This window comes from Lelliottia sp. GFLA7 (assembly GCF_056490165.1).
This window is the reverse complement of sequence record NZ_JBWLAQ010000007.1, coordinates 127,992-151,739: the sequence shown is the minus strand read 5'-3', so window position 1 is coordinate 151,739 and position 23,748 is coordinate 127,992. Positions and strand designations below refer to the sequence as shown.

21 protein-coding genes are annotated in these 23,748 nt (G+C 53.9%); 11 read left to right on the top strand and 10 right to left on the bottom strand.

Going from position 1 to position 23,748, the window contains the following annotated elements; all coding sequences use genetic code 11:
• Positions 1-105 precede the first annotated feature (105 nt).
• The 6 genes from glmS to phoU all read left to right on the top strand — a co-directional run bounded on the left by glmS (position 106) and on the right by phoU (position 6,906).
• Entirely contained in the window at positions 106-1,935 is a 1,830-nt protein-coding gene (gene glmS, locus AC07RN_RS17575; RefSeq protein WP_015961091.1) for a glutamine--fructose-6-phosphate transaminase (isomerizing), read from the top strand.
• A 321-nt stretch (positions 1,936-2,256) separates the two neighbouring features.
• A complete protein-coding gene (gene pstS, locus AC07RN_RS17570) occupies positions 2,257-3,297 on the top strand; it encodes a phosphate ABC transporter substrate-binding protein PstS (protein WP_015961092.1) in 1,041 nt (346 codons plus the stop codon).
• Between the two features lie 76 nt (positions 3,298-3,373).
• On the top strand, positions 3,374-4,333 hold the full coding sequence (gene pstC, locus AC07RN_RS17565) for a phosphate ABC transporter permease PstC (protein ID WP_015961093.1): 960 nt from the start codon (positions 3,374-3,376) through the stop codon (positions 4,331-4,333).
• A complete protein-coding gene (gene pstA, locus AC07RN_RS17560; RefSeq protein WP_015961094.1) occupies positions 4,333-5,223 on the top strand; it encodes a phosphate ABC transporter permease PstA in 891 nt (296 codons plus the stop codon). The genes pstC and pstA overlap by 1 nt, the downstream gene beginning before the upstream one ends.
• A gap of 46 nt (positions 5,224-5,269) precedes the next feature.
• Positions 5,270-6,043 (top strand): phosphate ABC transporter ATP-binding protein PstB, encoded by a 774-nt coding sequence (gene pstB, locus AC07RN_RS17555; protein WP_015961095.1) that lies wholly within the window; start codon positions 5,270-5,272, stop codon positions 6,041-6,043.
• A 137-nt stretch (positions 6,044-6,180) separates the two neighbouring features.
• Positions 6,181-6,906, top strand: a complete 726-nt coding sequence (phoU, locus tag AC07RN_RS17550) for a phosphate signaling complex protein PhoU (protein ID WP_015961096.1) — start codon at positions 6,181-6,183, stop codon at positions 6,904-6,906.
• Positions 6,907-7,019: 113 nt separating this feature from the next.
• On the opposite strand, the gene yieH is transcribed toward phoU, so the two are convergent.
• Positions 7,020-7,685, bottom strand: coding sequence for a 6-phosphogluconate phosphatase (yieH, locus tag AC07RN_RS17545; protein WP_015961097.1), 666 nt, complete (start codon positions 7,683-7,685; stop codon positions 7,020-7,022).
• Between the two features lie 167 nt (positions 7,686-7,852).
• On the opposite strand from yieH, the gene AC07RN_RS17540 reads away from it, so the two are divergent.
• Positions 7,853-9,190 (top strand): NCS2 family permease, encoded by a 1,338-nt coding sequence (locus AC07RN_RS17540; protein WP_150099632.1) that lies wholly within the window; start codon positions 7,853-7,855, stop codon positions 9,188-9,190.
• Between the two features lie 54 nt (positions 9,191-9,244).
• Here AC07RN_RS17540 and AC07RN_RS17535 read toward each other — a convergent pair whose 3' ends face one another.
• From AC07RN_RS17535 to rpmH, 9 genes are all read right to left on the bottom strand, one after another.
• Positions 9,245-9,811: an NADPH-dependent FMN reductase gene (locus tag AC07RN_RS17535; protein ID WP_186753234.1), complete on the bottom strand. Its 567-nt coding sequence runs from the start codon at positions 9,809-9,811 to the stop codon at positions 9,245-9,247.
• A 35-nt stretch (positions 9,812-9,846) separates the two neighbouring features.
• Positions 9,847-10,593: a 4'-phosphopantetheinyl transferase family protein gene (locus AC07RN_RS17530; protein WP_235134355.1), complete on the bottom strand. Its 747-nt coding sequence runs from the start codon at positions 10,591-10,593 to the stop codon at positions 9,847-9,849.
• A gap of 142 nt (positions 10,594-10,735) precedes the next feature.
• Positions 10,736-11,698, bottom strand: coding sequence for an HTH-type transcriptional regulator YidZ (gene yidZ / locus AC07RN_RS17525; protein WP_478336947.1), 963 nt, complete (start codon positions 11,696-11,698; stop codon positions 10,736-10,738).
• Positions 11,667-12,842, bottom strand: coding sequence for an MdtL family multidrug efflux MFS transporter (locus tag AC07RN_RS17520; protein WP_478336946.1), 1,176 nt, complete (start codon positions 12,840-12,842; stop codon positions 11,667-11,669). Before AC07RN_RS17520 ends, yidZ begins: the two co-directional genes overlap by 32 nt.
• Before the next feature lie 112 nt (positions 12,843-12,954).
• On the bottom strand, positions 12,955-14,319 hold the full coding sequence (mnmE, locus tag AC07RN_RS17515) for a tRNA uridine-5-carboxymethylaminomethyl(34) synthesis GTPase MnmE (protein WP_478336945.1): 1,365 nt from the start codon (positions 14,317-14,319) through the stop codon (positions 12,955-12,957).
• A gap of 195 nt (positions 14,320-14,514) precedes the next feature.
• The gene (yidC, locus tag AC07RN_RS17510; protein WP_015961104.1) at positions 14,515-16,161 is read right to left on the bottom strand and encodes a membrane protein insertase YidC; all 1,647 of its coding nucleotides are present in this window, start codon (positions 16,159-16,161) and stop codon (positions 14,515-14,517) included.
• 2 nt (positions 16,162-16,163) lie between these two features.
• Positions 16,164-16,421, bottom strand: coding sequence for a membrane protein insertion efficiency factor YidD (yidD, locus tag AC07RN_RS17505; RefSeq protein WP_015585463.1), 258 nt, complete (start codon positions 16,419-16,421; stop codon positions 16,164-16,166).
• Positions 16,385-16,744, bottom strand: a complete 360-nt coding sequence (rnpA, locus tag AC07RN_RS17500) for a ribonuclease P protein component (protein WP_041689569.1) — start codon at positions 16,742-16,744, stop codon at positions 16,385-16,387. Before rnpA ends, yidD begins: the two co-directional genes overlap by 37 nt.
• Positions 16,745-16,760: 16 nt before the next feature.
• Positions 16,761-16,901, bottom strand: coding sequence for a 50S ribosomal protein L34 (rpmH, locus tag AC07RN_RS17495; RefSeq protein WP_002220736.1), 141 nt, complete (start codon positions 16,899-16,901; stop codon positions 16,761-16,763).
• A gap of 601 nt (positions 16,902-17,502) precedes the next feature.
• Between rpmH and dnaA the strand changes: the two genes are divergently transcribed.
• The 4 genes from dnaA to gyrB all read left to right on the top strand — a co-directional run bounded on the left by dnaA (position 17,503) and on the right by gyrB (position 23,673).
• Positions 17,503-18,897, top strand: coding sequence for a chromosomal replication initiator protein DnaA (gene dnaA / locus AC07RN_RS17490; protein WP_041689172.1), 1,395 nt, complete (start codon positions 17,503-17,505; stop codon positions 18,895-18,897).
• Between the two features lie 4 nt (positions 18,898-18,901).
• Positions 18,902-20,002 carry a DNA polymerase III subunit beta gene (gene dnaN / locus AC07RN_RS17485; protein WP_011915270.1) on the top strand — a complete coding sequence of 367 codons (1,101 nt, stop codon included), beginning with the start codon at positions 18,902-18,904 and terminating at the stop codon, positions 20,000-20,002.
• A 154-nt stretch (positions 20,003-20,156) separates the two neighbouring features.
• Positions 20,157-21,230, top strand: coding sequence for a DNA replication/repair protein RecF (recF, locus tag AC07RN_RS17480; protein ID WP_011915271.1), 1,074 nt, complete (start codon positions 20,157-20,159; stop codon positions 21,228-21,230).
• A gap of 28 nt (positions 21,231-21,258) precedes the next feature.
• The gene (gene gyrB, locus AC07RN_RS17475; RefSeq protein ID WP_011915272.1) at positions 21,259-23,673 is read left to right on the top strand and encodes a DNA topoisomerase (ATP-hydrolyzing) subunit B; all 2,415 of its coding nucleotides are present in this window, start codon (positions 21,259-21,261) and stop codon (positions 23,671-23,673) included.
• Positions 23,674-23,748 lie beyond the last annotated feature (75 nt).

The following is a 23,748-nucleotide window of genomic DNA, read 5'->3' as shown; positions in this document are numbered from 1 at the left end:
CCCACTCTCTACAAGGCTCGGGGCGCCCGGAAGGGCATTACCCAAAAGGGTAAATACAGATCAGCGGCAACGCATGGCATAACGCCATTATCAGGAAATCTAACTATGTGTGGAATTGTTGGCGCAGTTGCGCAGCGTGATATTGCTGAAATCCTTATCGAAGGATTACGTCGTCTGGAATACCGTGGTTACGACTCTGCCGGTCTGGCAGTGGTCGATGCAGAAGGGCACATGACCCGCCTGCGCCGCCTCGGTAAAGTGCAAATGCTGGCGCAAGCCGCGGAAGAAACGCCACTGCATGGCGGCACCGGTATTGCGCATACGCGCTGGGCGACCCACGGCGAACCCTCAGAAGGCAACGCGCACCCGCATGTGTCTGAACACATCGTCGTGGTGCATAACGGCATTATCGAAAACCACGAACCGCTGCGCGACGAACTCAAAGCGCGGGGTTACACCTTCGTTTCTGAAACTGATACCGAAGTTATTGCGCACCTGGTTCACTGGGAACTGGCGCAAGGCGGTACGCTGCGTGAGGCGGTGCTGCGTGCGATCCCTCAGCTGCGCGGTGCATACGGTACGGTGATCATGGATTCTCGCGATCCGAGCACCCTGCTGGCTGCCCGTTCCGGTAGCCCGATGGTCATCGGCATGGGTATGGGCGAAAACTTTATCGCCTCCGATCAGCTGGCTTTGCTGCCGGTTACTCGTCGCTTTATCTTCCTCGAAGAGGGTGATATCGCCGAAGTGACGCGTCGTAGCGTCACGGTCTTCGATAAGTCTGGCGCGCAGGTGAAGCGTCAGGAGATCGAATCCAATCTGCAGTACGACGCGGGTGACAAAGGTACTTATCGTCACTACATGCAGAAAGAGATTTACGAGCAGCCGAACGCGATCAAAAACACGTTAATCGGGCGCATCAATCACGGCGAAGTGGATTTGAGCGAGCTGGGTGCAAACGCAAATGAGATGCTGGCGAAAGTTGAGCACATTCAGATTGTTGCTTGCGGAACGTCTTACAACTCCGGCATGGTTTCGCGTTACTGGTTTGAAGCGCTGGCTGGCGTGCCGTGCGATGTGGAAATCGCATCGGAGTTCCGCTACCGCAAATCAGCGGTGCGTCGCAACAGCCTGATGATCACTCTTTCCCAGTCTGGTGAAACGGCGGATACCCTGGCGGCACTGCGTTTGTCGAAAGAGCTGGGATATCTCGGTTCTCTGGCAATCTGTAACGTGCCGGGCTCGTCGCTGGTGCGTGAATCCGATCTGGCGCTGATGACCAAAGCGGGTACGGAAATCGGTGTAGCGTCGACCAAAGCGTTCACCACGCAGCTGACCGTTCTGCTGATGCTGGTGGCGAAACTGGCACGTCTGAAAGGCCAGGATGCGGCGATTGAGCACGATATTGTGCATGGTTTGCAGGCGCTGCCGAGCCGTATCGAGCAGATGCTGTCTCAGGACAAACGCATTGAAGCGCTGGCGGAAGATTTCTCTGACAAACACCACGCGCTGTTCCTGGGCCGTGGTGATCAGTATCCAATTGCGCTGGAAGGCGCGCTGAAGCTGAAAGAGATCTCTTATATTCACGCCGAAGCCTACGCGGCAGGTGAGCTGAAACATGGCCCACTGGCGCTGATTGACGCGGATATGCCGGTTATCGTCGTTGCACCGAACAACGAACTGCTGGAAAAACTGAAATCTAACATCGAAGAAGTGCGCGCCCGTGGCGGCCAGCTGTACGTCTTCGCCGATCAAGATGCCGGTTTTGTCAGCAACGACAACATGCACATCATCGAGATGCCGCATGTGGAAGAGGTGATTGCGCCTATCTTCTATACCGTTCCGCTGCAACTGTTGGCTTATCACGTCGCGCTGATTAAAGGCACCGACGTTGACCAACCGCGTAACCTGGCGAAATCAGTCACCGTAGAATAATCCCTTCAGGCTCCATCTTCGGGTGGAGCTTTTCTCTTTCCTCCTGGTTTGTTTTTAATCAATTCTCCTCTCTTTATATTGATGACAATCTGTCATTTTCAGCTACTTTTTCAGTGTCACACAAATAAAATTTTTCTGAAAACAGAGTGTCATAAAGATATCTAACTTACTGTTTATTAAAAATTATTTAGTGGATTTTTAAGCTAAATTTTTCATGTCATAAAACTGTCATATTTCGTACATTTATCTGTCACCTGATTGTCCTATTTTGCTCATCGTAGCCACTAAACAACGATTTACGAAATCCTTGCAGGAGACATTATGAAAGTTATGCGTACCACTGTCGCAACTGTTGTCGCCGCGACCTTATCTATGAGCGCGTTCTCTGTATTCGCAGAAGCAAGCCTGACTGGCGCTGGTGCAACTTTCCCTGCGCCGGTGTATGCCAAATGGGCAGATACCTATAATAAAGAAACCGGTAACAAGGTGAACTATCAGGGTATCGGCTCCTCCGGTGGCGTTAAACAAATTACGGCTAATACCGTCGATTTCGGTGCATCTGACGCACCATTGTCCGATGACAAACTGGCTCAGGAAGGTCTGTTCCAGTTCCCAACCGTCATCGGTGGTGTTGTGTTGGCTGTGAATATCCCGGGCCTGAAATCTGGCGAACTGGTGCTGGATGGTAAAACCCTCGGTGATATCTACCTCGGCAAAATCAAAAAATGGGATGACGAAGCCATCACCAAACTGAACCCAGGCGTGAAACTGCCTTCGCAGAACATCGCTGTGGTTCGCCGTGCTGACGGTTCCGGTACGTCCTTCGTCTTCACCAGCTACCTGGCGAAAGTGAACGAAGAGTGGAAATCCAAAATCGGTTCTGGCTCTACTGTTAATTGGCCGACCGGTCTGGGCGGTAAAGGGAACGACGGTATCGCCGCGTTCGTACAGCGTCTGCCGGGTTCAATCGGTTACGTTGAATACGCTTACGCCAAGCAAAACAACCTGGCTTACACCAAGCTCATTTCAGCTGACGGTAAAGCGGTTAGCCCGACCGAAGAAAACTTCGCTAACGCTGCGAAAGGCGCTGACTGGAGCAAATCCTTCGCACAGGATCTGACTAACCAGAAAGGTGATGGCGCGTGGCCAATCACGTCCACCACGTTCATCCTGGTGCACAAAGATCAGAAGAAACCTGAGCAGGGCGCTGAAGTGCTGAAGTTCTTCGATTGGGCATACAAAAACGGTGGCAAACAGGCTAACGACCTGGATTACGCAAGCCTGCCGGACAGCGTGGTTGAGCAGATTCGTGCTGCATGGAAAACCAACGTGAAAGACAGCAGCGGTAAAGCATTGTATTGATTTGGCATACTGACGAAAATGGCGGGTGAATTTCACCCGCTTTACTTCGTAAACGTATTTAACAGAAGAGTAATTTATGGCTGCAACCAAGCCTGCTTTTAACCCTCCGGGTAAAAATGGTGACAAGATTTTCAGCGCGCTGGTAAAACTGGCTGCGCTGATTGTGCTATTGCTGCTGGGCGGCATTATCGTGTCACTGATTTTCTCCTCCTGGCCGAGCATCCAGAAATTCGGGTTCGCCTTCCTGTGGACCAAAGAGTGGGATGCGCCGAACGATATTTACGGTGCGCTGGTGCCGATTTACGGCACGCTGGTCACCTCGTTTATCGCCCTGTTGATTGCCGTTCCGGTGAGTTTTGGTATCGCGCTGTTCCTGACGGAGCTGGCCCCTAACTGGCTCAGGCGTCCGCTGGGTATCGCGATTGAACTGCTGGCGGCGATTCCGAGTATCGTTTACGGCATGTGGGGTCTGTTTATCTTTGCTCCGCTGTTTGCGAAATACTTCCAGGAACCGGTGGGCAATGTCCTGTCGAATATTCCTTTTGTCGGCGCGCTGTTCTCCGGCCCGGCGTTCGGGATCGGTATTCTGGCCGCGGGCGTGATTCTCGCCATCATGATCATTCCGTACATTGCGGCGGTCATGCGCGATGTGTTTGAACAAACGCCGGTGATGATGAAAGAGTCGGCCTACGGTATCGGCTGCACCACCTGGGAAGTTATCTGGCGCATCGTTCTACCGTTCACCAAAAATGGTGTCATCGGCGGCGTCATGCTGGGTCTGGGTCGTGCGCTGGGTGAAACCATGGCGGTGACCTTTATCATCGGTAACACCTACCAACTCGACAGCGCCTCGCTGTTTATGCCGGGTAACAGCATTACCTCCGCGCTGGCAAATGAATTTGCCGAAGCGGAATCAGGTCTGCATGTGGCGGCGTTGATGGAACTGGGTCTGATTCTGTTCGTAATCACCTTCATCGTTCTGGCGATCTCCAAGCTGATGATCATGCGCCTGGCGAAAAATGAGGGGGTACGCTAATGGCTACGCTTGAAATGCAAAGCACTACTGCGCTGGCAGAATCTCGCCGCAAAATGCAGGCGCGCCGTCGCTTCAAAAACCGCCTTGCGCTGACGCTTTCTATGGCGACGATGGCGTTTGGCCTGTTCTGGTTAGTGTGGATCCTGTTCTCGACAATCACGCGCGGCATCGACGGGATGTCGATTGCGCTGTTCACCGAGATGACGCCACCGCCAAACACTGCGGGTGGCGGGCTGGCAAACGCCCTGGCAGGCAGCGGCCTGCTGATCTTCTGGGCGACCGTTGTCGGAACGCCTCTCGGCATCATGGCGGGGATTTATCTGGCGGAATATGGCCGTAAATCCTGGGTTGCTGAGGTGATTCGTTTTATTAACGATATTCTGCTTTCCGCGCCGTCTATTGTGGTCGGCCTGTTCGTCTACACCATTGTGGTCGCGCAGATGGAGCATTTCTCTGGCTGGGCGGGCGTGATTGCGCTGGCGCTGCTGCAAGTGCCTATCGTTATCCGTACGACCGAGAACATGCTGAAACTGGTGCCGGACAGCCTGCGTGAAGCGGCTTATGCGCTGGGTACACCGAAATGGAAGATGATCTCCGCGATTACGCTGAAAGCGTCAGTCTCCGGGATCATGACCGGTATCCTGCTGGCGATTGCGCGTATCGCGGGCGAAACCGCACCGCTGCTGTTTACCGCGCTTTCGAACCAGTTCTGGAGCACCGACATGATGCAGCCCATCGCTAACCTGCCGGTCACCATCTTTAAATTTGCGATGAGCCCGTTTGCCGAGTGGCAACAACTGGCCTGGGCAGGGGTGTTAATTATCACCCTGTGCGTACTGTTGCTGAACATTCTGGCGCGCGTCATTTTCGCGAAACAGAAACACGGTTAATTTTTACGGCGCGGCATCACGCGGCGCCGAATGAGGAAATGAGTCAATGAGTATGGTTGATACTGCACCGGGTAAGATTCAGGTTCGTGATTTGAACTTCTACTACGGTAAATTCCATGCACTGAAAAACATCAACCTGGATATCGCCAAAAACCAGGTGACGGCATTTATCGGTCCATCAGGCTGTGGCAAATCCACCCTGCTGCGTACCTTTAACAAAATGTACTCGCTCTATCCGGAGCAGCGTGCGGAAGGCGAAATTCTGCTGGATGGCGACAACATTCTGACCAATACCCAGGATATCGCGCTGCTGCGTGCCAAAGTGGGCATGGTATTCCAGAAACCGACGCCGTTCCCGATGTCCATTTACGATAACATCGCCTTTGGCGTGCGCCTGTTCGAAAAGCTGTCTCGCGCCGATATGGACGAGCGCGTGCAGTGGGCGTTGACCAAGGCCGCACTCTGGAACGAAACCAAAGATAAGTTACACCAGAGCGGATATTCTCTCTCAGGGGGTCAGCAGCAGCGTTTGTGTATCGCTCGTGGTATCGCGATCCGCCCGGAAGTGTTACTGCTTGATGAGCCGTGTTCAGCGCTGGATCCTATCTCCACGGGTCGTATTGAAGAGCTGATCACCGAGCTGAAGCAGGATTACACCGTGGTGATTGTCACCCATAACATGCAGCAGGCTGCGCGGTGTTCAGACCATACGGCGTTTATGTACCTGGGCGAATTGATTGAGTTCAGCAACACGGACGATCTGTTCACCAAGCCCGCCAAAAAACAAACAGAAGACTACATTACCGGTCGTTACGGCTGATATGTCCTTCATCTTTTAGGCTGTACCCGCGTTGGCTGCCTTTGCTCACCCCGGTCACGTAGAGAACTACGATTCCGGGGATTCGCTCAGTTGCCGCCTTGTTGCAGCCAGAAATATTTTGGGCATCTGGAGGAATGATGGACAATCTCAACCTTAATAAACACATTTCCGGTCAGTTTAACGCCGAGCTGGAAAGCATTCGCACTCAGGTAATGACCATGGGTGGCATGGTGGAGCAGCAGCTTTCTGATGCGATTACCGCGATGCACAATCAGGACAGCGAGCTGGCAAAGCGCGTGGTCGAAGGCGACAAAAACGTCAACATGATGGAAGTCGCGATCGACGAAGCGTGCGTGCGCATTATTGCGAAACGTCAGCCGACGGCGAGCGACCTGCGTCTGGTGATGGCGATCATCAAAACCATCGCAGAACTGGAACGTATTGGTGACGTAGCCGATAAAATCTGCCGCACGGCGCTGGAGAAATTCTCTCACCAGCATCAGCCGCTGCTGGTCAGCCTTGAGTCGCTGGGCCGCCACACCGTGCAAATGCTGCATGACGTGCTGGATGCCTTTGCGCGTATGGATCTGGACGAAGCGGTGCGTATCTACCGTGAAGACAAGAAAGTCGACCAGGAATATGAAGGCATTGTGCGTCAGCTGATGACCTACATGATGGAAGATCCGCGCACCATTCCAAGCGTCCTGACCGCGCTGTTCTGCGCACGTTCTATCGAGCGTATCGGCGATCGTTGTCAGAACATTTGCGAATACATCTTCTACTTCGTGAAGGGACAAGATTTCCGTCACGTTGGCGGCGATGAGCTGGACAAACTGCTGGCCGGTAGCGATCCGAAAGAGTGATGTTGGCCTAACCCTCTCCCATCGGGAGAGGGAAGGTTTCGCGACGTTCCCTCAATCACTGCGCGTTTCGCTTTTCTCCCTCTCGTTTGGGAGAGGGTTGGGGTGAGGGAAACTTAGCGGGTAATCTTCCATCCACGCGCTTTCCACAATTCAGGCAGTTGCGCTAAATCGGTAAACGTCGTGACTTTCGGGTGGTCAATCGGCTTGTTATGCGGATCGGCGCAGAAGTAAAACACCTCCATTCCCGCATCAATCCCCGACTGCGCGCCCGCGCTGGAATCGTCCACCAGAATACAGTTCTCCACGTTCACGTTCATCGCTTTCGCCGCATGGAACATCAACGCAGGATCTGGCTTCCAGCGCTGGATATCGTAACCGCTGAACAGTTTTTCCGGGAAGTGATGCAACATCTTCAGTTTGCCAAGAGAGTGCTGCATTTTGGTGACCGGGCCGTTAGACACCACGCACATCGGTACCGCCATGGAATCCAGCAGCGCATTCGCGCCCGCGATGACGTCCAGTTCCGAGTCGAAGAGGCGTGCGACCTCGGCGCGGTAAACAGGTTCTAAGTCCGCTTTCGCAAGACTGACGCCGTGCTCGGCGTTGATGATGTCAATAATCTCGTAAAGCTTCACGCCTTTAAAGCGCTTAAAGATCTCTTCGAGATCGAGCGTAATGCCAAATTCCTGGAACATGCTGACATACGCGCGGGAACAAATGACCTCACTGTCGACCAGCGTACCGTCGCAGTCGAAAAATACCGCTTCAATCTCAGACATGCTTTTCCCTTTTAACAAGTTTAACGTTTACGTAATGCAGAATCACGAGACGCAATCGTTGCCGTATAAGCAAATTCAATGAAAAAAAGTATCTCGTAACTGCCCTTATTGTCGCATTTTGGTATAGGATAGCGACGAATTTTCCCTCCTATGTTCGGAAATTGATGATGAGTCAACAACACACTACCCAGACGTCTGGTCAGGGTTTGCTTGAGCGCGTGTTCAAATTGCGCGAGCACGGCACGACGGCACGCACCGAAGTGATCGCTGGTTTCACCACCTTCCTGACGATGGTGTATATCGTTTTTGTTAACCCGCAAATTTTGGGCGTTGCTGGCATGGATACCAGCGCCGTCTTCGTCACCACCTGTCTGATTGCTGCTCTCGGCAGTATTCTGATGGGCGTGTTTGCTAACCTCCCGGTGGCACTGGCGCCAGCGATGGGTCTTAACGCCTTCTTCGCGTTTGTCGTCGTGCAGGCGATGGGCCTGCCGTGGCAAGTGGGGATGGGTGCCATCTTCTGGGGCGCTGTCGGCCTGTTGCTGCTGACCATTTTCCGCGTGCGTTACTGGATGATTGCCAATATCCCGGTGAGCCTGCGCGTGGGGATTACCAGCGGTATCGGTTTATTCATCGGCATGATGGGTCTGAAAAACGCGGGCGTTATCGTCGCGAACCCAGAAACGCTGGTGAGCATTGGTAATCTGGCGTCTCACAGCGTTCTGTTGGGTGTGCTGGGCTTCTTTATCATCGCGATTCTGGCGTCCCGTAATATTCATGCGGCGGTGCTGGTGTCTATCGTGGTGACCACGCTGCTGGGCTGGATGATGGGCGACGTGCAATATCACGGCATCGTCTCCGCACCACCGAGCGTGTCTAGCGTGATTGGCCACGTTGATCTGGCGGGGTCGTTTAACCTGGGGCTGGCGGGCGTGATTTTCTCCTTCATGCTGGTCAACCTGTTCGACTCCTCCGGGACGCTGATTGGCGTGACCGACAAAGCCGGTCTGGCGGATGAGAACGGCAAATTCCCGCGCATGAAACAGGCGCTGTTTGTTGATAGCGTGTCGTCTGTCGCGGGCTCTTTTATCGGTACGTCGTCCGTTACCGCTTACATTGAGTCGTCGTCTGGCGTTTCCGTCGGTGGCCGTACCGGTCTGACGGCCGTTGTGGTGGGTCTTCTGTTCCTGCTGGTGATCTTCCTTTCGCCGCTGGCAGGCATGGTGCCACCGTATGCAGCTGCAGGCGCGCTGATTTACGTGGGCGTGCTGATGACCTCTAGCCTGTCGCGCGTGAAGTGGGACGATTTAACCGAAGCGGTTCCGGCGTTTATTACTGCCGTGATGATGCCGTTCAGCTTCTCGATTACCGAAGGTATCGCGCTGGGCTTTATCTCTTATTGCGTGATGAAAATCGGTACAGGACGTTTGCGCGAGCTCAGCCCATGCGTTGTTGTCGTGGCGCTGCTGTTTGTGCTGAAGATTGTGTTTATTGATGCACACTAAGGTGCTACGTGAGTTCCCTCTCCCTGTGGGAGAGGGCAACTGACCGCAATGAGCTTATGCTTTAACCCGCTGAATATACTCCCCAAACGCGGTCAGCTGACCGGTCAGATGATCCAGCGTGCTTTGATCGACCACTTCGCCCGTTTGCGTATCCACTTTATTCTGAATCACACCGCCCATAAATTCCGGCTTATTCATCACCATCGCATCCAGGAATACCAGGATTTGGCGCAGGTGATACTGACAGCGTGCACCGCCAATCGCCCCCATTGAGCTGGTCTGAATCAGCACCGGTTTACCGGCAAGCGGCTGATTGGGTAAGCGTGACAGCCAGTCGATCGCATTCTTCAACCCACCCGGCACCGAGTAGTTATATTCCGGTGTGACAATCACCACGCCGTCCGCCTGGCGAATTTGCTCTGCAAGCGCTTCCACACTGTGCGGGAAACCCTCTTCCTGCTGAACATCGGCGTCATACAGCGGAATATCACCAATGGAGGGTAATGCCGATACGTCCATTCCCGCAGGGGCAATCTTGGGTAACGTGCGGGCAACCATCCCATTAAATGAGCCTTTACGCAGGCTTCCCAGTAACGTAACAACTTTCAACGTATCAGACATGACTACTCCTTTACACCATGATGGCCCAGGACGGGTCAGTTGAGGGTTAGCGCTTTTTCGATCGGTAAACTGATTAATCTTATCAGGCGTGCTGCAGGTATGTTAGCGCGAGCCGGGACATCCGGCAGGCTATGCCACCCGTGTCGACTGTCAAATTCCCAGACTCTCAGGCGTTCAATGGCAGGGGTCACGGCGATGGACCAGATCAAGACGTCTTCGGCGTCGCTAAGCGCTTCAACGCGTGCCGCTTTGGCTGAACGCAGGCGGCCTGAACCGGGCAGGAGCTGCAACAAGCTCGCATCGTCGACCGCGCAGCCCGAGAGTTTTTGGATACTCTGACGTAGCGTAATGAGCTGCGCTTTGGCTTCGTTGGGATCGTTTTGATTGCGCACCCAAAGCTTTTCATTGCTGGAGAGCGGGTAATCGTCATGCGCGTGAGGACCGTGGAAGCTATGCGTCACGCGCTGGAGTTCCATATCCAGGCCGCAATCACCCTCTGTCGTCAGCGCCACACCCACGATATTCCCCGTATACGCCACCGAGAAACGCGGGAGTTCGGGGTCAGCAAAAACGGGACGGCCCTCGGGCTGCGTGAGCATTTCCGGGAGTTCGCTGGTGCCATAAAGCATAAACATCAGTTCGGCGAGTAACGCTCGGGAGGCCAGGAATCGCGAGCGTCGATGTTCCGGCAGCGTACGCGCCTGATTGTGGCAGGCCGAAGAGAGCCTGACGGAAGCAAGTCGTCCTTCTGTCAGTATCCCTCTTGCAAAATGCGTTGCCATTTTTCGCTCCATGATAATGGTCAGTGACAGGTTAAACGGTTACACCATTATCGCTTAACTTTGCATCTGTTTTAATCGGTAAATGGAAGTATGAGAAGCCAATGAACCGAACTTTACATTTGCAGAGGCAAAAAAGAGATCTTTAGCGCAGTGAATCGCAGTACAACGCCTTGATCGTCTCTTTCAACCAGACAATTTTGGGATTGTGACTGTTCCGTTTATGCCAGATCAGCGTGAAGGGCACGGTGAGTTTTTCAGACAGCGCTTCGTCAATGGGGATTGGGCGGCTGACGAGATTGCGCTGGTGGATCTGATTATAGTGATGGCAATACTGCGGCGCGGTCGCAATGTAGTTGTGATGAGGCTGCGCGGCCATAAACATCGACTGCTCAAAACCCGGCAGACTGAGGGCAATATTGCGCTCGCGCCCCATCTCTCTGAGCACTTCGTCCAGCGCCCAAGTGTCGCTGCGTTCCCAAAAGATGCTGATGTGCGGATAACGCAGAAACGTGTCCAGATTCCACTCTTCATTGAGTGCGGGGTGATCTTCGCGCAAATAGACGCACGGACGGTCGCTAAACAGGATTTCGTAGTCGATAAACCACGGCATCAACTTCAGGAGCTCGCGCGAGCGTGGATGCGTTTCGCGTCCGGTAAAGCCGAGATCGACCTCCCCCCGCGTTATGGCATCCAGCGAATCGTAATCCCAGTGCCGCATGCGCACGGTCGCCTGCGGATACCGCTGATTCACCTGTTCCAGCAGGGTATTAAAACGGATGAGCATCAGCGGCGTTTCCGCCGCCAGTTCGAATTTCAGTCCACCCGGAGAGTCGTGGTGGAATTTATCGAGGATCTGATTGCCAATCTGCATCCAGTCCGTGAGGTCCTGTTCGAGACTGACCGTCAGCGGTGTAGGAAGCAGGCCCAGCGGCGTTTTGACAAATAGCGGGTCGTCAAACCAGTCGCGCAGTTTCGCCAGCGATTTGCTGACCGCCGACGGCGTGACGTTCATGCGCTTGGCCGCTTTGGTGACGCTGCGCTCCTGCAGCAACAGCTGCAGGCACAGTAACAGGTTAAGATCGAGACTGCTGAGGGGCTTCTTCATAATGCGCCGCGGGCTGTATCGCCAAAAGTAACAGGATACACAGCATGCTACAGCCAATCAGAATCCCGATCAGCATATTCAGGGCATTAAGACCGATCACCGCCGCGAGCCAAATCCATAGCGATGAACCACACACCTGCGCAATACCCAGCGCGGAACTGGCGACGCCAGCGCGCAAAGAGAACGGCCCTAACGCCTGGCTCATCGCCACGCCAAATCCCACGGAGAAACCAGCGCAAATCAGCGTAATGCCCCCCAGCATGATGGCATGCGAACTTGCGGTGGCCAGGATCACGCCTGCGGCCAGGAACAGTACCTGAGAAGTGAGCATCAGCGTGCGCTGGCTAAAGACGTTCAGTGCAAAGGGGGTGGAAAACGATACCGCCATGCTGACCATCGCCGTCAGCGCCATCACCGTGGAATATTCTCCGCGATCAAAACCCATCGTTTCCATCAGCAACACTGGGGAAACGTTTACAAAGGTGAGAATGACGGCCACGTTCAGGGTGGTGACCAGCAGACGGCTGATGAAAAAGCGGTTAAGCAGTTTTTCGGCAGGTTGAACCGTCGCGGAGTGCCCGGAATGATGCGAGCCGGGGTGCGTCTCTTTGAGCACGGTGATCGACAAAATAAAGACCAATGCGCCCATGGCGGCCATCGTCCAGAACAGGCTCTGCCACGGCAGTTTGAGCATAATGAGATAGCCGACCACCGGCGCGAGCACTGGAATAATACAGGTGATGCCGTTAAGCATGGAAAGCACTTTGGCGCGACGCTGAGCGCTGAGGGTATCGCGTAAAATCGCAAATGCCACCACGTAGCAACCGCCCGCGCCGATGCCCTGGATAAAACGGCCTGACAGGAACAGCGTGCTGTCTTGCGCCATTGAGCAGAGTACGGAAGCCAAGGCAAAGATCACTGCGCCGGTAATGGCGACAGGTTGTCGTCCGGCTTTGTCGGCGATCTTCCCGGCAAATAGCATCGACGATGCCATACCCGCCAGATAGGCTGAAAACGCGATATGCAGTTGCGCTTCGCTGGCCCCTAAATCGCGCGCGATGTGCGGGAGGCCAACCAGATACATATCTATGCCTGATGGATAAAGTAAAACCAAAGCAAAACTACAAAACAGAAAACGCGCCATAAATCCCCCATGTCAGGCAGGCGCAAAGCATAGGGGGATAAAGGTCAAAGCGCGAGTTGCCATTTGGACACTAGTGATTTCCTGCCAGGAAATCACTAGTGGGTCGTGAGGATTATTTACCGATACAGAAGCTAGAGAAAATCCGTCCCAGCAAATCATCTGACGTAAATTCGCCCGTGATCTCGCTCAGACTCTGCTGCGCCAGACGCAGCTCTTCTGCCAGCAATTCACCCGCCCACGCGCCGAGCAGCTGTGCTTTGCCCTGATCGAGGTGATTTGCCGCCGCTTCAAGCGCCTGAAGGTGACGACGACGCGCCAGGAAGCCGCCTTCCATATTGGTTTCAAAGCCCATGCTCTGCTTGAGATGGTTGCGCAGGTCTTCAACGCCTTCACCCGTTCGAGCCGACAGACGAATCAGTGAGTGACCGTTCACATCGCTCAGGCCCAGCGTTTCGCCGGTCATATCGGCTTTGTTACGCACGACGGTAATCGGCAGTTTTGCGGGCAGGCGAGCAATAAAGTCAGGCCAGATATCCGCCGGATCCACTGCGCTGGTGGTGGTGCCATCTACCATAAACAGCACGCGGTCGGCTTGTTCAATTTCCTGCCAGGCACGCTCGATGCCGATACGTTCAACTTCGTCGCTGGCATCGCGCAGGCCAGCAGTATCAATGATATGCAGCGGCATGCCGTCGATATGAATGTGTTCGCGCAATACGTCGCGGGTCGTGCCCGCGATATCTGTCACAATCGCCGCTTCGCGGCCTGCAAGGGCGTTCAGCAGGCTCGATTTGCCGGCGTTTGGACGCCCGGCAATCACGACTTTCATCCCTTCGCGGAGCAAACTTCCCTGACGGGCTTCGGCACGGACCGCATCCAGATCGGCCATCACGGTGTTCAGCTGCGCTTCGATTTTGCCGTCAGAAAGGAAGTCGATCTCCTCGTCCGGGAAGTCGATAGCCGCTTCGACGTAGATTCGCAGGTGAGTAAGTGCTTCCACTAAGTGATTCACGCGTGTGGAAAACGCACCCTGCAGCGAGTTCAACGCGGAGCGCGCTGCTTGTTCGGAGCTGGCGTCAATCAGGTCGGCAATGGCTTCTGCCTGGGCCAGATCAAGCTTATCGTTCAGGAATGCACGCTCGGAGAACTCACCCGGTTTAGCGATGCGCAGGCCCGGTAGCGTCAGAATGCGTTTTAAAAGCAGGTCGAGGATAACGGGGCCGCCGTGACCCTGCAGCTCCAGCACGTCCTCACCGGTAAAGGAGTTGGGGCCGGGGAACCATAGCGCGATGCCCTGATCCAGCGCGGTGCCGTCAGCATCTTTAAAAGGGAGGTAATCGGCGTAGCGCGGCTTTGGCAGTTTGCCCAGCACGGCTTCAGCCACCTCGCGCGCCTTCAGGCCGGAGATACGCAAAATACCTACACCACCGCGTCCCGGTGGAGTTGCCTGGGCGACGATAGTGTCGTTATGGCTCATGGTTTTTTCTCTTTGTAGATGTAAAAAAGGCGGTCTATTGACCGCCTTCTCTGGCATTAACTCTACCGTAGTAACGCGAAATAATTCAAGTTGCAGGAAGGCGGCAAGTTTATGCGCCCCAGGAGCTTGACTTCCGTAAGCTCCTGGGGCAAGCAAAGGCAGCCAACGCGCCTGCAGCTTAAAGAATGAAGCGTATTAGGATTTTTTCTTTTCGCGGCTATGTAAACCACGTTTTTCCAGACCACGGTAAATCAGCTGTTGCTGCAGGATCGTCACCAGGTTGCTGACGATGTAGTACAGCACCAGACCTGACGGGAACCACAGGAAGAACACGGTGAAGATGACCGGCATAAAGGTCATGATCTTCTGCTGCATCGGGTCGGTCACAGTGGTCGGCGACATCTTCTGAATGAAGAACATCGTGATACCCATCAGGATCGGCAGGATGTAGTACGGGTCCTGTGCAGACAAGTCATGGATCCACAGTGCGAAAGGCGCGTGGCGCAATTCAACGGAACCCATCAGCATGTAGTACAGCGCAAGGAAGATTGGCATCTGAATCAGCAGCGGGAAGCAACCACCCAGAGGGTTTACCTTCTCCGCTTTGTACAGGGCCATCATTTCCTGGCTTTGACGCTGTTTGTCATCGCCCAGACGCTCACGCATCGCCGCAATCTTCGGCTGCAGCATACGCATCTTCGCCATGGAGGTGTACTGCGCTTTGGTCAGCGGGTACATGATGCCACGAACGATAAAGGTGATAACGATGATGGAGAAGCCCCAGTTGCCCAGGAAGCTATGGATCCATTTCAGCAGTTTGAACAGCGGCTGAGAGATGAACCACAACCAACCGTAATCTACGGTCAGATCCAGGTGCGGTGCGACGGCGGCCATCTTATTCTGGATTTCCGGACCGACCCACAGGGTGCTGCCCAGCGTACCTGTTTGACCCGGCTGAACCAGAACCGGCTGTGACTTATAGCCGATAGCGGCGATGCCATTGCCCAGATTCGCGGTGTAGAAGTTGTTCACACCGTCGTTGTTTGGCACCCACGCTGTCGCGAAATACTGCTGCAACATCGCAACCCAGCCGCCTTTAGCACTGACGTTCAGGTTTTCGTTATCCGCGATGGTGTCGAATTTGTATTTCTCGTACTTGGTATCTGGCGTGGAGTACGCCGCGCCACGGAAGGTATGCAGCGCAAAGTTGCTGCTTCCGGTGTCACGGTGAGACGGCAGATTGATGGACTGCTTCAGCTGACCAAACGTTGAGACTTCCAGTGGTTTCGCACTGGTGTTCTGCACGTTATAGCCCACGCTCACCGCATACTCACCGCGTTTCAGGGTGAAGGTTTTGGTGAAAGTATTGCCAGCCGCGTCAGTGTAAGTCATCGGGATCGCGAGTTCGTTCTGGCCATCAGCCATCACAAACGTATCTTTATCGACGTTATACAGCGGACGAGCACCGTTAGCCGGGTTGTCCGGGCCATCACGACCTGTCAGGCCGCTCTGTGCCTGATAGAGGAACTCTGGCGTCGTTTCCAGTAACTGGAACGGTTCGTTTGACTTCAGCTCTTTCGGGTAGGTCAACAGCAGCGCCTGCTCAATATCACCACCACGGGTGTTGATTGTCAGCTCAAGCACATCGGTTTTAACCGTAATCTGTTTTCCCTGGCCACTGGCCGGTACGCCCTGGTCGGCGGCGCTACCCGCTGCGGTGGTCGTTGTCTGCGTGGTCTGCTGTTGCTGGGGTTGAGGATTTTTATCCTGTTCCCATGCTTGCCAGATCATGAAAGACACGAACAACAAAGCGATGACTAAAAGATTGCGTTGCGAATCCATCGTTAGTGTTCTCTGGTATCAAATGGTCCGGGCGGGACGGGGTCGTCACCACCAGGGTGTAAAGGGTGGCATTTTAATACGCGTTTCACCGTCAACCAACTGCCTTTTATCACTCCAAACCTGCGCAATGCCTCAATTCCGTAGCTAGAGCACGTTGGCGTGAAACGACAATGCGGCCCCAACAGCGGACTGATCAGGCGCTGATAGACCCTGATAAGGCCTATCAGGACCCGTGAGCCAGGCGACAGTGGCGGCGCCATAGTTTTTCCAACGCTTCCGAGAGAGCACGGTTATCGAGGTCAGCAACCCCCTTTTTCGCCACCACAACGAAATCCATTGACGGAAGTTCGTGTTGACGTAAACGGAAGCTTTCACGCGTCAGACGTTTAATCCGATTGCGTTCATGCGCACGCTTAACGTTTTTCTTGGCGACTGTGAGACCGATGCGGGGATGCCCCAGCGAATTTTGGCGGCCGAGGATGGTGATTTGCGGCGTGCCAGCCCGATATGGCTGCTGGAAGACGAATGTGAAATGAGTGGGAGTTAACAAACGTAACTCCCTGGGAAATGCTAGCTTAACCACTCAGGGGTTAGCTTTATTACTTGGAAACGGTCAGACGAGAACGGCTTTTAGCACGACGACGTGCCAGAACCTGACGACCATTTTTAGTAGCCATACGAGCACGGAAGCCGTGAGAACGGTTGCGCTTCAGTACAGACGGTTGAAAAGTGCGTTTCATGGCGATTTCTACCTAAACTTGAATAAATTCACTGACTTTCGCGTATACCCGAACGATTAACGAACGACTAACGCCTCAGCGTGGGTGATTAAAGAGGCCGGATTGTAATAATTGTACACTCCGGAGTCAATTCTCTTTCCTTATTTCCCGCGTATTTCCGCACCTTTTCGTGTGGAAAATGAACAACGGTCCGACGCAGGAAGTCGAGCATCACGCGCCGGGTGGAGGATTATACGACCTCCCAACCAAATCGCAAGGATCGTCCTGGATCTTCATGAGATCATTTAAGCAGAAAATTGTCTTTGCTCATTAAATTTTCCAATATACGGACCAAATCGTGGGTGCTCCAGCCAGGATCGATTACACTTACCCGGTTTCGGATCTTCCTGTGGATAAATCGGGAAGAATCTGTGAGAAACAGAAGATCTCTGGCTCAGTTTAGGCTATGATCCGCGGTCCTGATCGGGATCCCAGTGGGTCTGGTCAGGTAAAATTGCAGATAGCAATTCGCACGTCACCCTTTTGCACAGGGTCTTGTCGACGTGTGCCAACAATCACGATTATTCAGTGTCTTTCTTTTATTGTTCGAGTGGAGTCCGCCGTGTCACTTTCGCTTTGGCAGCAATGTCTTGCCCGATTGCAGGATGAGTTACCAGCCACAGAATTCAGTATGTGGATCCGCCCGTTGCAGGCGGAACTGAGCGATAACACGCTGGCTTTGTATGCGCCAAACCGTTTCGTGCTCGATTGGGTAAGGGATAAATACCTTAATAACATCAATGGATTGCTTAACGATTTTTGCGGTGCAGATGCCCCGCAGCTGCGTTTTGAGGTGGGGACGAAACCCGTCACCCAGACCGTCAGAGAGACCGTGAACGTTGCGGCTCCCGCGCAGATTCATGTGCCCACGCCACGCATTATCCAGCCCGCGCGTTCGGGTTGGGACAATGTTCCAGCCCCCGCTGAACCGACCTACCGCTCCAACGTTAACGTCAAACATACGTTTGATAACTTTGTAGAAGGTAAATCGAACCAGCTGGCGCGTGCTGCGGCCCGACAGGTTGCGGACAACCCTGGCGGCGCCTATAACCCACTGTTCCTTTATGGCGGCACTGGCTTAGGTAAAACGCACTTGCTGCATGCTGTGGGTAACGGCATTGTGGCACGTAAGCCCAATGCGAAAGTGGTGTATATGCACTCCGAGCGCTTCGTTCAGGACATGGTAAAAGCCCTGCAAAACAACGCGATCGAAGAGTTTAAACGCTACTACCGTTCCGTCGATGCGCTGTTGATCGATGACATCCAATTCTTTGCCAATAAAGAACGATCCCAGGAAGAGTTTTTCCACACCTTCAACGCATTGCTTGAAGGCAACCAGCAGATCATTTTGACCTCGGATCGTTATCCAAAAGAGATCAATGGCGTTGAAGATCGTCTAAAATCTCGTTTTGGCTGGGGACTGACCGTGGCGATCGAGCCACCGGAGCTGGAAACCCGCGTTGCGATCCTGATGAAAAAAGCGGATGAAAATGACATTCGCCTGCCGGGTGAAGTGGCGTTCTTTATTGCTAAACGACTTCGCTCCAACGTTCGTGAGCTGGAAGGCGCACTGAACCGTGTGATTGCCAACGCCAATTTTACCGGCCGGGCGATTACCATTGATTTCGTGCGTGAAGCGCTACGCGATCTGCTGGCGCTTCAGGAAAAACTGGTCACCATCGACAATATCCAGAAGACGGTGGCCGAGTATTACAAAATCAAAATTGCAGACTTGCTGTCCAAGCGTCGTTCTCGCTCGGTAGCGCGTCCGCGTCAGATGGCGATGGCACTGGCAAAAGAGCTGACCAACCACAGTCTGCCGGAAATTGGCGACGCGTTTGGTGGCCGTGACCATACGACCGTCCTTCATGCCTGCCGCAAGATTGAGCAGTTACGTGAAGAAAGCCACGACATAAAAGAAGATTTTTCCAATTTAATCAGAACCCTATCATCGTGACGCTATGAAATTTACCGTTGAACGTGAACATTTATTAAAACCGCTGCAACAGGTGAGTGGCCCATTAGGTGGCCGCCCGACGCTTCCTATTCTTGGTAATCTGCTGTTGCAGGTCGCTGATGGCACGCTGTCGCTGACGGGTACCGATCTTGAAATGGAAATGGTTGCTCGTGTGACGCTGTCCCAGCCACATGATGCAGGCGCAACGACTGTCCCCGCGCGTAAATTCTTTGATATTTGCCGTGGATTGCCAGAGGGCGCGGAAATCGCGGTGCAGCTGGAAGGCGACCGTATTCTGGTTCGTTCTGGCCGCAGTCGTTTTTCGCTCTCAACGCTGCCAGCGATTGATTTCCCGAATCTGGACGACTGGCAAAGTGAAGTTGAATTCACCCTGCCGCAGGCGACGATGAAACGTCTGATTGAAGCCACCCAATTTTCGATGGCGCATCAGGACGTTCGTTACTATCTAAACGGCATGCTGTTCGAAACCGAAGGTGAAGAACTGCGTACCGTGGCGACAGATGGCCACCGTCTGGCGGTCTGCTCGATGCCCATCGGCGTGACGTTGCCCAACCATTCCGTCATCGTCCCGCGTAAAGGCGTGATTGAACTGATGCGGATGCTCGACGGCGGCGAAAACCCGCTGCGCGTGCAAATTGGTAGCAATAATATTCGCGCGCACGTTGGCGACTTTATCTTTACCTCCAAGCTGGTTGATGGTCGTTTCCCTGATTATCGCCGCGTATTGCCGAAGAATCCGGACAAAACGTTGGAAGCAGGCTGCGATATCCTCAAACAGGCCTTTGCCCGTGCGGCGATTCTCTCAAACGAGAAATTCCGCGGCGTGCGTCTGTACGTGAGTGAAAACCAGATCAAAATCACCGCGAATAACCCGGAGCAGGAAGAGGCAGAAGAGATTCTGGACGTCACCTACGCTGGGACTGAAATGGAAATCGGCTTCAACGTCAGTTACGTACTGGATGTGCTGAATGCGCTGAAATGCGAGAACGTTCGCATTCTGCTGACCGATTCTGTTTCAAGCGTGCAGATTGAAGATGCGGCCTCGCAAAGCGCAGCCTATGTCGTCATGCCAATGCGCCTCTAGTGGAAAATATCGGGCTATCTTACTTGTCATTTTCAACCTGGGCTGTGCTCGCCCCTGTCACGTACTCCGTGTACGCTCCAGGGTCTGCGCGCAGTCCGCGTTGAAACTGGCTGCGCCGATAACGCCCTGGATCTCTGGATCAATGTACTGATATATGTCACTGACGCGCCTTCTCATCAAAGATTTTCGCAATATCGAAAATGCGGATCTCGCTTTATCTCCCGGCTTTAATTTCCTGGTCGGCGCTAACGGCAGCGGCAAAACCAGCGTGCTGGAAGCCATCTACACGCTGGGTCATGGCCGCGCCTTTCGCAGCTTGCAGGTGGGTCGCGTCATCCGTCATGAACAGGAATCGTTTATTCTGCACGGGCGATTACAGGGCAGCGAGCGTGAAACCTCGATTGGTCTGACGAAAGATAAGCAGGGCGACAGCAAAGTGCGCATCGACGGCACTGACGGGCACAAAGTCGCTGAACTGGCTTTATTGATGCCAATGCAACTGATTACGCCTGAGGGATTTACATTACTCAACGGCGGCCCCAAATACAGAAGAGCATTCCTTGATTGGGGATGTTTTCACAACGAAGCGGGTTTCTTTAACGCCTGGAGCAATCTCAAGCGACTGCTCAAACAGCGCAATGCCGCGCTGCGACAGGTCACCCGCTATGCTCAGGTGCGCCCGTGGGATATGGAACTGGTCCCCCTTGCGGAGCAAATTAGCCGCTGGCGCGCCGAATACAGCGCAGGTATTGCTGAAGATATGGCGGATACCTGCAAACAATTTCTACCCGAGTTTTCTCTCACCTTCTCCTTCCAGCGTGGCTGGGAGAAAGAGACGGATTATGCCGAAGTGCTGGAGAGAAGCTTCGAACGCGACCGCATGCTGACCTATACCGCGCACGGCCCACACAAAGCGGACTTCCGCATTCGTGCCGACGGCGCACCGGTCGAAGATACCTTGTCGCGCGGACAGCTCAAACTCCTGATGTGCGCGCTGCGTTTGGCGCAGGGGGAGTTCCTTACCCGTGAAAGCGGGCGGCGCTGTCTGTATCTGATAGATGATTTTGCCTCGGAACTCGACGACGCACGGCGCGGACTGCTTGCCAGCCGCTTAAAAGCCACGCAGTCGCAGGTTTTCGTCAGCGCCATTAGCGCTGAACACGTTCTGGACATGTCGGACAAAAATTCGAAGATGTTCACCGTGGAAAAGGGTAAAATAACGGATTAACCCAAGAATAAATGAGCGAGAAACGTTGATGTCGAATTCTTATGACTCCTCCAGTATCAAAGTCCTGAAAGGACTGGATGCGGTGCGTAAGCGCCCAGGTATGTATATCGGCGATACCGATGACGGCACCGGTCTGCACCACATGGTATTCGAGGTTGTGGATAACGCTATCGACGAAGCACTCGCGGGTCACTGTAAAGATATTATCGTCACCATTCACGGCGATAACTCCGTTTCCGTACAGGATGATGGCCGTGGTATCCCGACCGGTATTCACCCGGAAGAGGGCGTGTCTGCTGCAGAAGTCATCATGACCGTTCTGCACGCGGGCGGTAAGTTCGATGATAACTCGTACAAAGTGTCCGGCGGTCTGCACGGTGTTGGCGTTTCCGTTGTGAACGCCCTGTCGCAGAAGCTGGAACTGGTTATCTACCGCGAAGGCAAAGCGCATCACCAGGTTTATTCGCACGGCGTGCCGCAGGCTCCGCTGGCGGTCACTGGCGACACGGAAAAAACGGGTACCACCGTACGTTTCTGGCCGAGCCACGAGACGTTTTCTAACGTCGTTGAATTTGAATACGAAATTCTGGCGAAACGCCTGCGCGAGCTCTCATTCCTGAACTCCGGCGTGTCGATTCGTCTGCGCGATAAGCGTGACGGCAAAGAAGACCATTTCCACTACGAAGGCGGCATCAAGGCATTTGTTGAGTATCTCAACAAAAACAAAACGCCTATCCACCCGAATATCTTCTATTTCTCCACCGAAAAAGACGGTATCGGCGTCGAAGTTGCGCTGCAGTGGAACGATGGTTTCCAGGAAAATATCTACTGCTTTACCAACAACATTCCGCAGCGTGATGGCGGTGCACACCTTGTCGGTTTCCGTACGGCGATGACTCGTACGCTGAATGCCTACATGGATAAAGAAGGCTACAGCAAAAAAGCGAAAGTCAGCGCAACCGGTGATGATGCCCGTGAAGGCCTGATTGCTGTGGTGTCGGTTAAAGTCCCGGATCCGAAATTCTCCTCTCAGACCAAAGACAAATTGGTTTCTTCTGAGGTGAAAACCGCCGTTGAACAGCAGATGAACGAACTGCTGAGCGAATACCTGCTGGAAAACCCGTCTGACGCGAAAATCGTGGTCGGCAAAATTATCGATGCGGCTCGTGCGCGTGAAGCGGCGCGTAAAGCCCGTGAAATGACTCGCCGTAAAGGTGCGCTGGATCTGGCGGGCCTGCCGGGCAAACTGGCAGATTGCCAGGAACGCGATCCGGCTCGCTCCGAACTGTACCTGGTGGAAGGGGACTCCGCGGGCGGCTCTGCGAAGCAGGGGCGTAACCGTAAGAACCAGGCGATTCTGCCGTTGAAGGGGAAAATCCTCAACGTTGAGAAAGCGCGCTTCGACAAAATGCTCTCCTCTCAGGAAGTCGCTACCCTTATCACCGCGCTTGGCTGTGGTATCGGTCGTGACGAGTACAACCCGGATAAACTGCGCTATCACAGCATCATCATCATGACCGATGCGGACGTTGATGGTTCACACATCCGTACGCTGCTGCTGACCTTCTTCTATCGTCAGATGCCTGAAATTGTTGAACGTGGCCACATCTACATTGCACAGCCACCGCTGTACAAAGTGAAGAAAGGCAAGCAAGAACAGTACATTAAAGACGATGAAGCGATGGACCAGTACCAGATCTCTATCGCTCTGGACGGTGCTTCTCTGCACGCCAACGCTTTCGCTCCGGCGCTGGCGGGTGAGCCTCTTGAAAAACTGGTTTCTGAGTACAACGCGACGCAGAAAATGATCGGCCGTATGGAGCGTCGCTTCCCGCGCACGCTGCTGAAGGCGCTGGTTTACCAGCCAACGCTGACCGAAGCCGATCTGAGCGATGAGCAGACCGTGACTCGCTGGATTAACCAGCTGATTACCGATCTGAATGAGAACGAGCAGCACGGCAGCATGTGGAAGTTTGATGTCCGCGAAAATGCCGAGTTGCACCAGTTCGAGCCAATCGTTCGTGTGCGTACTCACGGTGTTGACACCGATTATCCGCTGGATCACGAGTTTGTGACCGGTGGCGAATACCGTCGTCTTTGCACGCTGGGTGAGAAGCTACGCGGTCTGATCGAAGACGACGCCTTCATCGAACGCGGCGAGCGCCGTCAGCCCGTTGCCAGCTTTGAGCAGGCGCTGGAATGGCTGGTGAAAGAGTCCCGTCGTGGTCTGTACATTCAGCGTTATAAAGGTCTGGGCGAAATGAACCCGGATCAGCTGTGGGAAACGACGATGGATCCGGAAAGCCGCCGTATGCTGCGCGTGACCGTGAAAGATGCGATTGCCGCCGACCAGCTGTTCACGACTCTGATGGGCGACGCCGTAGAACCTCGCCGCGCCTTCATTGAAGAGAACGCCTTGAAAGCCGCAAATATCGATATCTAAGTTGTAAAACCCCTCACTCCGTCTTCGGGGTGAGGGGAAAAAGGCCCCACAAAAGAGGAATCCCCTTCCTCAACT

Coding starts and splice junctions, on each gene's coding strand:
- rpmH (WP_002220736.1), bottom strand. CDS start 16,901: ATGAAACGCACTTTTCAACCGTCTGTACTGAAGCGCAACCGTTCTCAC.
- AC07RN_RS17540 (WP_150099632.1), top strand. CDS start 7,853: ATGAGTCAACAACACACTACCCAGACGTCTGGTCAGGGTTTGCTTGAG.
- pstA (WP_015961094.1), top strand. CDS start 4,333: ATGGCTACGCTTGAAATGCAAAGCACTACTGCGCTGGCAGAATCTCGC.
- glmS (WP_015961091.1), top strand. CDS start 106: ATGTGTGGAATTGTTGGCGCAGTTGCGCAGCGTGATATTGCTGAAATC.
- yieH (WP_015961097.1), bottom strand. CDS start 7,685: ATGTCTGAGATTGAAGCGGTATTTTTCGACTGCGACGGTACGCTGGTC.
- yidZ (WP_478336947.1), bottom strand. CDS start 11,698: ATGAAGAAGCCCCTCAGCAGTCTCGATCTTAACCTGTTACTGTGCCTG.
- AC07RN_RS17520 (WP_478336946.1), bottom strand. CDS start 12,842: ATGGCGCGTTTTCTGTTTTGTAGTTTTGCTTTGGTTTTACTTTATCCA.
- recF (WP_011915271.1), top strand. CDS start 20,157: ATGTCACTGACGCGCCTTCTCATCAAAGATTTTCGCAATATCGAAAAT.
- AC07RN_RS17530 (WP_235134355.1), bottom strand. CDS start 10,593: ATGGCAACGCATTTTGCAAGAGGGATACTGACAGAAGGACGACTTGCT.
- yidD (WP_015585463.1), bottom strand. CDS start 16,421: ATGGCGCCGCCACTGTCGCCTGGCTCACGGGTCCTGATAGGCCTTATC.
- phoU (WP_015961096.1), top strand. CDS start 6,181: ATGGACAATCTCAACCTTAATAAACACATTTCCGGTCAGTTTAACGCC.
- yidC (WP_015961104.1), bottom strand. CDS start 16,161: ATGGATTCGCAACGCAATCTTTTAGTCATCGCTTTGTTGTTCGTGTCT.
- mnmE (WP_478336945.1), bottom strand. CDS start 14,319: ATGAGCCATAACGACACTATCGTCGCCCAGGCAACTCCACCGGGACGC.
- AC07RN_RS17535 (WP_186753234.1), bottom strand. CDS start 9,811: ATGTCTGATACGTTGAAAGTTGTTACGTTACTGGGAAGCCTGCGTAAA.
- gyrB (WP_011915272.1), top strand. CDS start 21,259: ATGTCGAATTCTTATGACTCCTCCAGTATCAAAGTCCTGAAAGGACTG.
- pstB (WP_015961095.1), top strand. CDS start 5,270: ATGAGTATGGTTGATACTGCACCGGGTAAGATTCAGGTTCGTGATTTG.
- pstC (WP_015961093.1), top strand. CDS start 3,374: ATGGCTGCAACCAAGCCTGCTTTTAACCCTCCGGGTAAAAATGGTGAC.
- pstS (WP_015961092.1), top strand. CDS start 2,257: ATGAAAGTTATGCGTACCACTGTCGCAACTGTTGTCGCCGCGACCTTA.
- dnaN (WP_011915270.1), top strand. CDS start 18,902: ATGAAATTTACCGTTGAACGTGAACATTTATTAAAACCGCTGCAACAG.